This is a genomic window from Hymenobacter sp. CRA2, assembly GCF_002007105.1.
Classification (GTDB): Bacteria; Bacteroidota; Bacteroidia; order Cytophagales; family Hymenobacteraceae; genus Solirubrum.
Genome location: NZ_MVBC01000011.1, coordinates 113,358 through 125,859, shown reverse-complemented (window position 1 = coordinate 125,859; position 12,502 = coordinate 113,358). Strand labels below are relative to the sequence as shown.

The 12,502-nt window shown below is 62.9% G+C and carries 9 protein-coding genes and 1 pseudogene; 6 read left to right on the top strand and 4 right to left on the bottom strand.

Annotation, left to right across the window (positions count from 1 at the left end):
• Positions 1-70: 70 nt before the first annotated feature.
• From B0919_RS17340 to B0919_RS17330, 3 genes are all read left to right on the top strand, one after another.
• On the top strand, positions 71-598 hold the full coding sequence (locus B0919_RS17340; protein ID WP_078013546.1) for a hypothetical protein: 528 nt from the start codon (positions 71-73) through the stop codon (positions 596-598).
• 347 nt (positions 599-945) lie between these two features.
• Positions 946-1,440: a hypothetical protein gene (locus tag B0919_RS17335; RefSeq protein ID WP_176133104.1), complete on the top strand. Its 495-nt coding sequence runs from the start codon at positions 946-948 to the stop codon at positions 1,438-1,440.
• Positions 1,441-1,503: 63 nt separating this feature from the next.
• Positions 1,504-1,923: a hypothetical protein gene (locus tag B0919_RS17330; RefSeq protein ID WP_078013544.1), complete on the top strand. Its 420-nt coding sequence runs from the start codon at positions 1,504-1,506 to the stop codon at positions 1,921-1,923.
• 172 nt (positions 1,924-2,095) lie between these two features.
• Here B0919_RS17330 and B0919_RS17325 read toward each other — a convergent pair whose 3' ends face one another.
• Both B0919_RS17325 and holA read right to left on the bottom strand, forming a co-directional pair.
• A complete protein-coding gene (locus B0919_RS17325; protein WP_078013543.1) occupies positions 2,096-2,656 on the bottom strand; it encodes a suppressor of fused domain protein in 561 nt (186 codons plus the stop codon).
• 363 nt (positions 2,657-3,019) lie between these two features.
• A complete protein-coding gene (holA, locus tag B0919_RS17320) occupies positions 3,020-4,075 on the bottom strand; it encodes a DNA polymerase III subunit delta (RefSeq protein ID WP_078013542.1) in 1,056 nt (351 codons plus the stop codon).
• Positions 4,076-4,243: 168 nt separating this feature from the next.
• Here holA and B0919_RS17315 point away from each other — a divergent pair, with 168 nt between their 5' ends.
• Both B0919_RS17315 and tyrS read left to right on the top strand, forming a co-directional pair.
• Positions 4,244-5,797: a glycosyltransferase family 39 protein gene (locus B0919_RS17315; RefSeq protein WP_176133103.1), complete on the top strand. Its 1,554-nt coding sequence runs from the start codon at positions 4,244-4,246 to the stop codon at positions 5,795-5,797.
• A gap of 132 nt (positions 5,798-5,929) precedes the next feature.
• The gene (tyrS, locus tag B0919_RS17310) at positions 5,930-7,231 is read left to right on the top strand and encodes a tyrosine--tRNA ligase (RefSeq protein WP_078013540.1); all 1,302 of its coding nucleotides are present in this window, start codon (positions 5,930-5,932) and stop codon (positions 7,229-7,231) included.
• Between the two features lie 216 nt (positions 7,232-7,447).
• Here tyrS and B0919_RS25960 read toward each other — a convergent pair.
• Positions 7,448-7,624 (bottom strand): annotated as a pseudogene (locus tag B0919_RS25960) (histone H1); the annotation flags it as partial.
• 249 nt (positions 7,625-7,873) lie between these two features.
• The gene (locus B0919_RS17300) at positions 7,874-9,112 is read right to left on the bottom strand and encodes an aminotransferase class I/II-fold pyridoxal phosphate-dependent enzyme (protein ID WP_078013538.1); all 1,239 of its coding nucleotides are present in this window, start codon (positions 9,110-9,112) and stop codon (positions 7,874-7,876) included.
• A gap of 257 nt (positions 9,113-9,369) precedes the next feature.
• On the opposite strand from B0919_RS17300, the gene B0919_RS17295 reads away from it, so the two are divergent.
• Positions 9,370-12,075, top strand: a complete 2,706-nt coding sequence (locus B0919_RS17295) for an ATP-binding protein (RefSeq protein ID WP_176133102.1) — start codon at positions 9,370-9,372, stop codon at positions 12,073-12,075.
• The last annotated feature ends 427 nt before the right edge of the window (positions 12,076-12,502 follow it).

Sequence of the window (12,502 nt, the reverse complement as noted above, 5' to 3'; positions counted from 1 at the left end):
TGGATTTCCAAGTCCTTCCAGTCTTTGCTTAGTATTGGAGTAAAATCACCTCTAGTGAAAAAATAAATCAATGAAGATCGAGGACTACGTTACAATAGATGACTTGCCTGAGAAGGGCCAAAAGGTTGTAATGGCATACCTGAAATCATTCGATGGGCACATAGACGGTACGCTATTATTTATATCCATCCTTGCAGCATGCTTGGTTGTCGCCACCGCTGCGGGCACTTGCTATATACTTTTCCAAAAGGTAACATCAGGAGATGTTACCCTTGCTACTACCGTAGCAGGCAGATTAGGAATTGTAGGCACTCTTATGATTACTGGTTTTCTATTCTACGTTCTGCGTGAAAAAGCGCGCTTTATCTACGCCAGCATTGAACTAGGCGCGGCTGCTGCAACAGCATATATTGCCTTAAACCGCTTGGCAACAAATGGTGACCTGTACGTGGCCCTCATTGCAATTCTTGGTGCTCTTTACGTGTGCGTCCGTGCTTTCGACAATTACAACAAGTGGGCGGAGGTTGACACTAAAAAGCGTCTTGATAAAGCAGAAAAAGAGGTTGAGGAGATTTTAAAGCAGAATGCATCTGACTAGTCACGCCAACAGCATCCTCCGCTCCTCGGCCGCCCCAGCTACTCCGGACTACCGGTTGCTTTAGCGGGCACTCGTCATCTTGTGGACTATTTTCGTAAAAAAATAAAATAGTCCACGCTTACAGAAACTTCTTATGTGAACTATTATTCTACTTTTATAAAGTAGTTCACACATAATACCCTTAATTAGCCGTGCCTCGGCGACCTGCTACTACCGATTCATTACTAGCCCGCATAAGGGCTTGGTTCGGCCTGCACCTTGATGAGTTGGCTCTTTACCTGGGAGTGAGTAAGACCCTTACCCATGCTATTGAAACCGGCCAACGTTCCATAACCCACCCCGTGCGCGTGGCTCTGCTACCGCTGCTGCTTCAGCTGCCTCCGCCCGAGGAGCCCGCCGTGCCGGACCCCGAGGCTCCGCTGCCGCCGGCCACGCCTGCACCCGATGCGGCCGACCTCGACTTGCGGCGGCGGGAGTGCCTGCACCGGGCCGAGCGCCTGCTGCGCGAGGCCGAGCAGCTAGCCACCCGCGCCCACGTAGCCGCCCGCTGGGCCGCGGCGCTGCCGGCCCTGCTCCCGCCCGAAGACGGCGCCGCGCTGCCCACTACCCCGGCCGGGCAGGCGCTGGCCGACGCCCTAGCCCAGGCCGCCGACCCCGACGACCCCAACCGTGCCGCGGACCACGCCCGCTGGCTGCGCGGCTGGCTCCGGCACCGCGCCCGGCCCTTGTCGGTGGAGGAAGTGACGCGCTACCGCCGCCTGCGCGCCCAAGCGGCCGGGCTGCTGGCCGAGGCCGCCGCGCTGGCTCCCGACCAGGCTCCAATGCTCTTGGAAATGTCATAGCCGCGTAGCTACATTGGAGGCAGTAGTGTGCTGATTTCCTAATCGTTTATTTCCTTCTTTCCCATGAATCCCGATTACTCCCTACTTACCACCTGGGCCGAGTGCGACGCCGCCGCGGCCGACGTGACCTTCGAACTGGAAACCTATTCCTACCGCGACTCCGGCCTCGACCTGGCGGGCAAGCGGGCCACCCGCAGCCAGGCCGCCGGCGCGGCCGCCCTGGCCAAAAAAGACAAGGAAATCATGGCCGCCCAACGCGACGCCGACGCGGGCGGCCTCACAGCCCAGCAGCAGCAGGACGCCAACGACGCGCTGGAGCTGCTGCAGTACCAGCGCAAAAAAATCGTGCGCGACAACCGCGCCAGCGCCGGCACCGACCGCTTCCTCAGTACCCTCGACGCGGCGCAGGTGCAAGGCCAGGTAGATATCCTGACGGCCGCGCTGGCCGGCATCACCGCCCACCGCGCCACCCTCACCGCCTAACTGCGGGGGCGGCCGCCGGCCGCTCCCGCGCCCCGGCCACTACTCAAAACGCCCTCCCGGCCGTAAGGCCAGGAGGGCGTTTTCGCGCTATAGCTACACGCCAGGCGGTTGGGCGCGGCTCCCGCGGCTCCACGAACGCCCGACCGGACGCCTGGCTTCGGGCGGGGCGCCACTACACGCAGGCGGGCCGGTTGGGGTCGAGGTAGTCCAAGCCGCTGACTTCGAACATGTCTTCCAGCTCTTCCCAGCCCATACGCACCTTAAAGTCGCGTTCGGACTCGGTTATGGGAATCAGCCAGTAATTCGACACCACGCCCTGCGGGGTGCGCAGCAGCTCCAGGTCGGGGCCGTCGAGGTAGGGCACGGCAATGAGGCCATGGTCGCAGGCGGAACCCGGCAGCCAGGGCCGGCCAAGGTTCAGGGTATGGTGCAGGGCCAGCGGCGCCTCGGTGCGGTGGAAGGCGGCCGCGGCTACCAGCAGCTCCACCAGGTTCAGATTCTGCTGGGGCGCAAACAGGTGCAGCTCGATTGGCCGGCCTTCCAGGTCGAGCGACATGCCCAGCGTAGAGTAGATCCAGAAATCGTGCTTGTCGCCGGGCTCGAATTCCACCACCCGAAAGTCCGGGTGCAGCTTGCTCGTGGGGCCCTGCTCCCAGCGGATGCGGCGGCCGGGCGCTTGCCATTGCCCTTCCAGGTGGCGCTGCAAATGCTCTAAGCTGTAGTGATGCGTCATCTAGGTTGTGCGTTCAGGGCCGAAATCAGCCCTTCCAGTTGAGCGTGTCGAGGTATCTTGTGGGCGTCGTTGAACGGCTCATTCAGCCCGTCATGTCGAGCGTAGTCGAGACATCTCGCGTGCTGACGTCAGGGCGACAATTCAGCCCGTCATGTCGAGCTTGTCGAGACATCTCGCGTGCTGACGCCTGATAGTATCCTCACTTATTCAACTTCAACGAGCAGATTACTATCCGGCGAGATGTCTCGACTACGCTCGACATGACGGGCTGAATGAGCCGTTCAACGAGCGGCATACCACCTGAGGGAGCTGTTTCGGTGGCGCTCGGCAGGGTTGCCTGCCTTTGCCTTTAAAGTCAGGCTCCTACCCCAGCACCGCTGCCACGGGCACCTGCGGATGCAGCACCATGAATACCAGTTCCTGCAGGATATCGGCATCCGACATGGAGCCCGATTCGACGCCTTTGCTCTGCAGATCGGCCCGGCGGATGAGGCGAATGATGTCGCGGGTGCGCTGGTACGGAAACACCTTCAGCGCCTGCTGGTACTCCTTTTGGGCGTAGCTGTTGTTCACCCCGATTTTCTTCCAGTCGGCCGGCGAGGGGTTCGGCAGCGTGTGCAGTTGCAAGAGGCGCAGGAAGAAGTTGAACAGGATGGTCAGATTCGGGATGAGCGGGTTGTCCTTGGGGTTCAGCGCGAAGTGCTGGATGATGCGGTTGGCCTTGAGCACGTCGCGCATGATCAGTGCCTTCTGCAGCTCGAAGATGTTGTAATCCTTACTGATGCCCACCATGCGCTGCACCGTGGCCGCGTCGATAGGCTGGCCGGGCTGCAGGTTCAGCTCGATTTTCTGGATTTCGCCGAGCAGGCGGGCCAGGTCAGGGCCGATGTACTCGCTCAGCAGCTGCACCGCGTCGTCGTGGATGGGGCGCTGGCGCTGCTTCATGGTGGCCTGCAGCCACTGCGGCATCTGGTAGTCGCGCAGCTTGTCGGAGGTCATCAGCACGGCGTGCTCGGTCACGGCCTTGCCCAGCTTCTTGCGCCCGTCGAGGCACTTGTGCTTGTGGGCGAAAACCAGCACGGTGCTCGGCAGCGGGTTTTTCAGGTAGGCTTCGAGCATGGTCTGGCCCGCGTCGGCGTCCAGCCCCGGCAGGTTCTGGGCTTCCTTCACGATGACCACCGTGCGCTCGGCCATCATCGGGAAGCGCCGCGCCTGTCCCAGCACCGTTGGAATGTCGGTATCCTTGCCGTAGAGCACCACCTGGTTGAAGCCCTTATCCAGCTCGCTCAGGGCGTTTTTCTCGATGAAGTCCGAAACCAGGTCGATGTAGTACGGCTCCTCGCCCTGCAGAAAGTACACCGGCTGGTACTGCCCCTTCTGGAGCTGCTGCATGATCTGATCCGGGCTGAGAGCGGGCATCTTTGGGGAGATGGTGAAGCGGTGAGGTGGTGAAATGGCGAGGTGGTGAGTTTGATGTCCGCGAGACCGGTACTGCGCCACTTGCGCAGGCAGCACGATACTCACTATGTCACCGTCTCAGCATTTCACCAGCCGCAAAGGTACCTTGCGCCGCACATTCTACCGCCTATGCCTCCCCCCGTTTCCGTTCCGCCCCGCACGCTTCACCCGGTTCGCCTCGACGCCTGGCTGCTCGCCCTGGCCGCCGCCAAGTTCCTGGCGCAGCTGCTGCTCTCGGGCCGCTACGGCCTGCACCGCGACGAGTACCTCTACCTCGACATGGCTCACCACCTGGCCTGGGGCTACAAGGAGATTCCGCCGCTGCTGGTGCCTTTCTCGTGGCTGGCGCAGGCCGTGTTTGGCCACAGCGTCATCGGGGTGAAGTTTTTCCCGGCCCTGTTTGGCGGCCTGACGGTGCTGCTCACCGGCCTCGTCGCGCGCGAAGCCGGGGGCGGCCGTGTCGCTCAGCTGGCTGCGGGCCTGGGTGTGGCCCTCGGGCCGGTGTATCTGGCCATGCACGGCTTGTTCCAGCCCAACTTTCTCGACGTGTTTTGCTGGACGCTCTATGGCTACCTGCTTGTCCGCTTCGTGCGCCGCCACGAGCCGCGCCTGCTGCTGTGGCTGGGAGCAGCCATTGGGCTGGGGTTGCTGGCCAAGTACACCACGGCCTTCTACGTGCTGGCCTTGCTGCTGGCCCTGCTCCTGACGCCCGCCGAGCGGCCCTGGCTGCTGACGCGCTGGTTCTGGGGCGCCGTGGGCCTCGCCGCCCTGATATTTCTACCCAACCTCGTCTGGCAGGCCACGCATAACTGGCCGGTGCTCGGGCACATGCACACGCTACAGGAAACCCAGCTTACGCACGTGTCGCCGGTTAATTTCCTCGTTGATCAGCTGCCCATGACGCTGGCCGGGGCCCTGCTCTGGCTGGCCGGGCTCTGGTTCTGCTTCACACCGGCCGGCAAAGCCTACCGCCCGCTGGCCCTGGCCTACTTTTTCGTCATCACGCTGCTGGTGCTCAGCCGCGGCAAAAACTACTACGCCGCCGCCGTGTACCCGCCGCTGATGGCGCTGGGCGCCGTGTACCTGGAGGGTAAAAGCCGCGCCGTGCTGCTCGGCACACTGGCCGTGGGCGTGCTGCTGACCGTGCCCGTGGTGCCGGCGCTGCTGCCGGTTCTTTCCGTCGAGCAGCTGGCCAGCTACGCCAAGAAGCTGCCCGTGGACGCCCTCACGCGCTGGGAAGACGGCAAGCAGCACAACCTGCCGCAAGACGCGGCCGACATGCACGGCTGGGACGAGTACGCCCCGCTGGTGCAACGGGCCTTGGCCCAGCTGCCGCCGCAAGAGCGCGCCCACTGCCTCGTCTACGGCGACAATTACGGGCAGGCCGGCGCCCTGAACTGGTACGGCCCGGCACTGGGCCTACCCCGCTGCTACTCCCTGAACGGCTCCAACTCCTATTGGATGCCCCGGCCCGATACGGTCAGCGCCATCGTGTATGCCAACGAAGGCGGCCCGGATGACAACCTGCCCCGGATGTTCGGGCAAAGCGCAGTCATTGGGCGCGTCCGGAGTCCTTACGCCCGCATTCAAGGCAGCGAGGTCATCCTGTACCGGCATCCCAAGCCGGAGTTCCTGGGCTTTCTGCGCACCCGCATCGGCGAAGCTCAGCGCGGCTTTGAGTAAGCCCGATGCGCGCCGCAGCAGTCCCGCCGCTTACCTTTGCGCCAAATACCGTTGGCCGCTGCCAGTGGCGGGTTGTCAGTCTGTTCTGACTGCCCCGGTACTGATAGCCGACAACTCGCAACTGACAACTGAATGAACCTTATCGACGAACTGCGCTGGCGCGGCATGTTTCACGACATGATGCCCGGCACCGACGAGCAGCTGCAAAACCACGCGCCCGTCTCCGGCTACATCGGCTTCGACCCCACGGCCGCCTCGCTGCACATCGGCAACCTGGCCACCATCATGCTGCTGGTGCACCTGCAGCGCGCCGGCCACCGCCCCGTGGCCCTGGTGGGCGGCGCCACCGGCATGATCGGCGACCCGTCGGGTAAGTCGGCGGAGCGCAACCTGCTCGACGAAACCACCCTGCGCGCCAACCAGGCCGGCATCCGGGCCCAGCTGGAGAAGTTCCTGACCTTCGACGACTCGCCCACCGGGGCGCTGGTGGTCAACAACTACGACTGGTTCAAGGAGTTCGGCTTCCTGCAGTTTCTGCGCGAAGTGGGCAAGCACCTGACCGTAAACTACATGATGGCCAAGGATTCGGTGAAGCGCCGTATCGGCGGCAACGAAGATTCCGGCACCGACGGCATCAGCTACACCGAGTTCAGCTACCAGCTGCTGCAGGGCTACGATTTCTACCACCTCTACAAAGAGCTGGGCGTGACGCTGCAGATGGGCGCCAGCGACCAGTGGGGCAATATCACCACCGGCACCGAGCTGATCCGCCGTATGACGGGCGGCGAAGGCAAAGCCTACGCCCTCACCGGCCAGCTCATCACCAAGGCCGACGGCACCAAGTACGGCAAGAGCGAGACGGGCACCGTGTGGCTCAACGCCGCCATGACCTCGCCCTACCAGTTCTACCAGTTCTTCCTCAACGCGGCCGACGCTGACGTGCCGCGCCTCATCCGCGTGTTCACGCTGCTCACGCAGCCGGAAATCGAAGCCCTGGAGGCTGAGCACGCCCAAGCTCCGCACCTGCGCACCCTGCAGAAAGCCCTGGCCCAGGACGTGACCATCCGCGTGCACGGCCAGCAGGCCTACGAAGCGGCCGTATCCGCCTCGCAGGTGCTGTTCGGGGGCGGCGACCTGGCCTCGCTCGACGAAGCCACCCTGCTCGACGTGTTTGCCGGCTCGCCGCAGGTAGAAGTCCCGCGCGCCGCGCTGGCCGAGCAGAACGTGGTGGGCCTGCTCAGCGAAGCCACCGGCAGCAGCATTTTCCCGAGCAAAGGCGAGGCCCGCAAGATGATTCAGGGGGGCGGCGTGAGCCTCAACCGCGAAAAGGCAACTATCGAACAGCAGGCTACGGACGTGCCGCTGCTGCTCAATAAGTACATCGTGGCCCAGAAGGGCAAGAAGAACTACTACCTGATCAAGCTGACGGAGTAAACAACTGGCCGAAAACGTGAAAAGGGCGCCTGGTTTGCACCAGGCGCCCTTTTCGTTAGGGAGCAATGCGGAGCGGCGTGACCGGGCCGCCCCTAGCCATTACTTCTTCTTAGCCGGAGCAGCTTTCTTAGCAGCACCACCGGCGGCGCCGGCAGCAGCTTTCTTAGCCGGAGCAGCCTTGGTGGCAGCGCCGTTCGAAGCACCTTTGTCGCCAGCGGCGCTGTTCTTGGTGTTCTGCACCTCGGCGCGGATTTCCTGGGCCAGGTTCTTCAGTTCCTGCATGCCTTTGCGCACGCGGGTGCCGGCAGCAGAGTTGCTCTTATCGTAGAACTTCTCGAAATCACCTTCCAGCGACATTACGAGGTCACGCAGCTTGCCAAAATTGTTAGCCATGAGAAAAGAGAGGGGGTTAGTGGTGTGAAACAAGGGTTTGACCGGGTCTAATATACGAGCATTTCAAATCAAAGCTAATTTTCAAAAAAATTTTTCAAGGCCGATTGCAGCTCGTATGGGGCTATTTCGCTACCCAAAATCTGCATTTTAGTTTTTTCGCCCTTGCCCGATTCTCTTCGATAAGTACAAAAATAAAACCGCCCGCTGCGTTAGCAACGGGCGGTTGGCTCTTGCGGCCGAAACGGGCTTTTAGGCCGTAGCAGGCTGTTTTGAGTACAGGCCCTTGTCGAGCTTGGCCGAAATGGCTTCGAAGGCCGCGATGGTCTCGTTCACGTCGTCGAGCGTGTGCACGGCCGTCGGGATGAGGCGCAGCATAATCACGCCCTTCGGCACCACCGGGTACACCACGATGGAGCAGAAAATGCCGTAATTCTCTCGCAAATCGAAGGTTAGGGCCGTGGCATCGGGGATTTGGCCGTTCAGCAGCACCGGCGTCACCGGGGTGGTGGTGGTGCCGATGTTGAAGCCCTTCTCGCGCAGGCCCGATTGCAGGGCACGCACGATGATCCACAGGTTTTCCTTCAGCTCGGGCTTGGTGCGCAGCAGCTCCAAACGCTTCAGCGCGCCCACCACCAGCGGCATGGGCAGGGATTTGGCGAAGATTTGGCTACGCATGTTGTAGCGCAAATATTCAATTACCGGCTCAGGGCCGCCTACGAAGGCGCCGATGCTGGCCATGGACTTGGCAAACGTCGAAAAATAAAGGTCGATACCGTCTTGCACGCCCTGTTCTTCGCCCGTACCGGCACCCGTGGCGCCCATCGTGCCGAAGCCGTGCGCGTCGTCGACGAACAGGCGGAAGTTCCACTTGCTCTTCAGCGCCACGATGTCCTTCAGGTTGCCCTGGTTGCCCGACATGCCGAAGGCGCCCTCGGTAATCACGAGGATGCCGCCCCCGGTTTCGTCAGTGATGCGCTTGGCGCGCTCCAACTGCTTTTCCAGGTTGGCCATGTCGTTGTGCGGAAACACGAAGCGCTTGCCCGCGTGCAGGCGTACGCCGTCGATGATGCAGGCGTGCGACTCGGCGTCGTACACAATCACGTCGTGGCGCGAGACCAGCGCGTCGATGATGGACACCACGCCCTGGTAGCCGAAGTTGAGCAGCAGCACGTCCTCCTTCTTAATGAAGTCGGCCAGTTCCTGCTCCAGCTGCTCGTGGTAGTTGGAGTTGCCGCTCATGATGCGGGCGCCCATCGGCAGGGCCATGCCAAACTCAGCGGCGGCATCGGCGTCGGCCTTGCGCACCTCGGGGTGATTGGCCAGTCCGAGGTAGTTGTTCAGGCTCCAGGTCAGAACTTCTTTGCCACGAAAAATCATGCGCGGCTTGATTTCGCCTTCGAGCTTGGGGAAGGTAAAGTAGCCGTGAGCGTAGTGCGAGTGGCTGCCGAGCGGGCCGCGGTTGGCGGCAATTCTCTCAAAAATGTCCACGCGGGGATGCTTTTGGGTGATTAAGCGGAAAAAGGATGGGCCATTCCGGAAAGGAATACGCCCAATGCGGCGCAAGTTACGAAACGCCGTTCAGCCAACGCTCGTTAGGCCGGCTGATATTCGGCATGCTGACTAGCGCACGGAATGGATTCGCCGCCGCGGAACCGGGAATTTTTGCTACCGGCGGGCTGGCATCCGCCGAATTGCTCCGTACCTTCCAAGCAGGTACGCGGCTGTGGCCCCGTACGTTCCTCCCTTTGTCAGGCGATGATTCGCCGGCTGAACTGCGCCCCGGCTCCCACCCCGTGGTCTTCAACCAATCTGAGAGCCTAAGCTATCAGCTCATGCAGCCCTACGACGAAAGTACGACCTGCCCCCGGGCAGAGGGGTCCGTACGTGCCAGCACGGCCACTCCGCCGCTCGATGCGGCCCTGTGGTGCCAAGTGGTGCAGGCGGCGCCGGTGCCCCTGTTCCTGCACTTCGATGCCGAGCAGGCGGACGTCTTCTTGAATGAGCACCTGCACCGGCGCCTGGGCTACGGCCCCGCGGAGTCAGCCGCCTGCGGCTCGCTCGCAGCGCTGGTGCACCCGGCCGACCGCCGCCGGCTACGCACCCACTACGCCGGGCTACGGGCAGCAGGGGCCGCGAAGCCCGTCGAGCTGCGGCTACGGGCCGGGGATGGCAGTTGGCACTGGTACCGGGCGGAGCACACGCTGCTGCCCCCTGCCGCTGACAGCGCGGCGCCCCGGCGCTGGCTGGGCACCTTGCACGACATTGGCGCCGAACGGGCCGCTCGCCAGCGTACTGCTTTTTATGCGGCTGTGCTCGACAATCTTCCGGCCGGCATCACCGTCTTTGGGCCCGAGCAGCGGCGGCGCTACGCCAACCAACGGGCCGGCAAGCTGCGGCACGGCCGCCGCGCCGCCGAGTTCCGCCACGCGGTGCACCACCGCCAGGAAGTGGCCTGGGAAGAAACCCTGGCCCAACCGGCCGGGGCACCGGCGGCCTGTTACCTGCGCAAGTTTCTGCCCGTGCTCGACGCGCAGCAGCGCGTGGCCTACGTAATTGGCTACAGCGTGGATATCAGCCGGCGAAAGGCCACGGAGCAGGAGTTGGCGCGGCAGCAGGAACTGGTGCGCCAGGTGGTGGAAGCCAGCCCGAGCCCCATCTTCGTGCAGGACGACACGGGGCAGGGCCTGCTCGCCAACGCCGCTTACGCCCGCCTGCGCCACCAAAGCGTGGCCGAGCTGCTGGCGCCATCGGCCCGGCCGGAACTGCCGCCCGCCGAAGCGGCCTTACTTGCCAGCGGAGCCACCGTGAGCCTGGAAGAGCGCCACCAGGATGGCGCAGTGCCCGCGTGGTACCACACGGTCAAGAAAGCCTTTGCGGGCCCCGACGGCCGGCATTACCTGCTCAGCAGCTCCACCGATGTCACCGAGCTGAAACGCGCCCGGCAGGCGGCCGAGGAATCGGCGCGGGCCAAGGAGGTATTCCTGGCCAACATGAGCCACGAAATCCGCACGCCGATGCACGGCGTGGTGGGCCTGGCCCGGCTGCTGAAAAAAACGCCTGTATCGGCCGAGCAAGCCGAATACCTGGATTTGATCCTGAGCAACGCCAGCCACCTGCTGGTGGTCATCAACGACATTCTCGACTTTGCGAAGATGGAAGCTGGCCACCTGGAACTGGAAGCCCGCCCCTTCGACGTAGCGGCCACGGTGCAGGACCTGGTGCGCCCCCTGGCCCTGACGGCAGCGGGCAAGGGCCTGCGGCTGCGCACCGAGCTGCCCCCCGCGCCGCTGCCCATCGTACTCGGCGACGCGGTGCGCCTGCGGCAGGTGTTGGTCAACCTGATCAACAACGCCATCAAATTCACCCCCACCGGCGGCATCACCGTGGCCGTGACGGCCGTGCCCGCTGCTGAAGGTGCCGCGGGCGCCGTGCAACTGCGCTTCAGCATCACCGATACCGGCATCGGCATCAGCCCGGACAAGCTGGAGCAGGTGTTTCAGAGCTTCGCGCAGGCCAGCAGCAACACGGCCCGTCTGTACGGCGGCACCGGGCTCGGGCTGGCCATTTGCCGCCACCTGGTGGAGCTGCAGGGCGGCATCATCGGGGTCGAGAGCGAACCGGGCCGCGGCAGTTGCTTTCACTTCACCGTGAGCTACCCGCCCACGGAGCTGGCGCCGCAAGCCCCACCCGAAACCTCACCGGGCCTGCCCCCCGGTCTGCTGCGAGGCGTGCAGGTGCTGCTGGTGGAAGACAACCCCGTAAACCAACTGCTGGCCTGCTCGCTGCTGCAGGAGTGGCAAGCCCCGACGGAGGTGGCCACCGACGGCGAACAAGCCCTGCAGCGGGCCCGGGCCAAGCGCTACGACGTAATCCTGATGGACATTCAGATGCCGGGCATGAGCGGGCTGGACGTAACGGCCGCACTGCGCCGCGAGGCGGGCCCCAACCAGCACACGCCCATCGTGGCCCTGACGGCCAACGCCCTCAAAACGGACGTGGATACGTACCCGCACGCCGGTTTCTCGGACTGGCTCGTCAAGCCCTACCACGAGCACAGCCTGTACCTGGTGCTGGCGCGCAACACGGGTCGCAGCGCTGCGGCCGCAGCGCCGCCACCGGCTTACGGCTTCGAGGGACTGGGCAAGCTGGCCAACGACCCGGCGTTTATCCGCAAGCTCCAACAGTTGTACGTCGACAATGTGCCCCGGCAGTTGGCGCAGCTCGACGCGGCATTGCGCGCCGGAGACTGGGCCACCGGCAGCCGCCTGAGTCACAACCTGAAGTCGACTTTTGGCAACCTGCAGCTTGGCGAAGCGCTGGCGGGAGTAAAAAAAATGGAGGAGCTGCTGAAAAAAAATCCGGACGCCAATCTGCTGATTCAGCTCTTCCGTGGGGTCGAGGAAGTAGCCTTACGGATGAGCGAGGTATTTGCCCGGCAGCTGCAAAGCTAACCACCTAAAAAGCCGCCGGGTAGCTTGAAAACGTCTTTTCAGGCCACTTTACTGCCGAGCAGTTAAACCTGGCTGGTCGTTGTTTTGCGGCTGCGGTCAGAACCAGACAACTACCGCTCGTTAGCCGAAAATAAACGACCAACAATTTTTACTGCAAACGATTCCGTGTTTTATACCATGCAAACAGTTTGTAGATTAGTAGCGTACACTCCGCTGACGACCTAGCCCAGTGCTCCAGGCCCCACCCGTGGAGTGCGCCGAATTACCCTAGCGATAGTTCCCGCCGCACCTTTTGCCAGCAGCCACCCGCTGGCGCGTAGCTCCACCCCCACCCGAGCTGACCCGCGCTTGTTTGCCTCCGCCGGCAAGCCAAACCTGTTTTAAAGGCTCAACTACATGTCTTAACCAAGAAATAACATAACAAGGC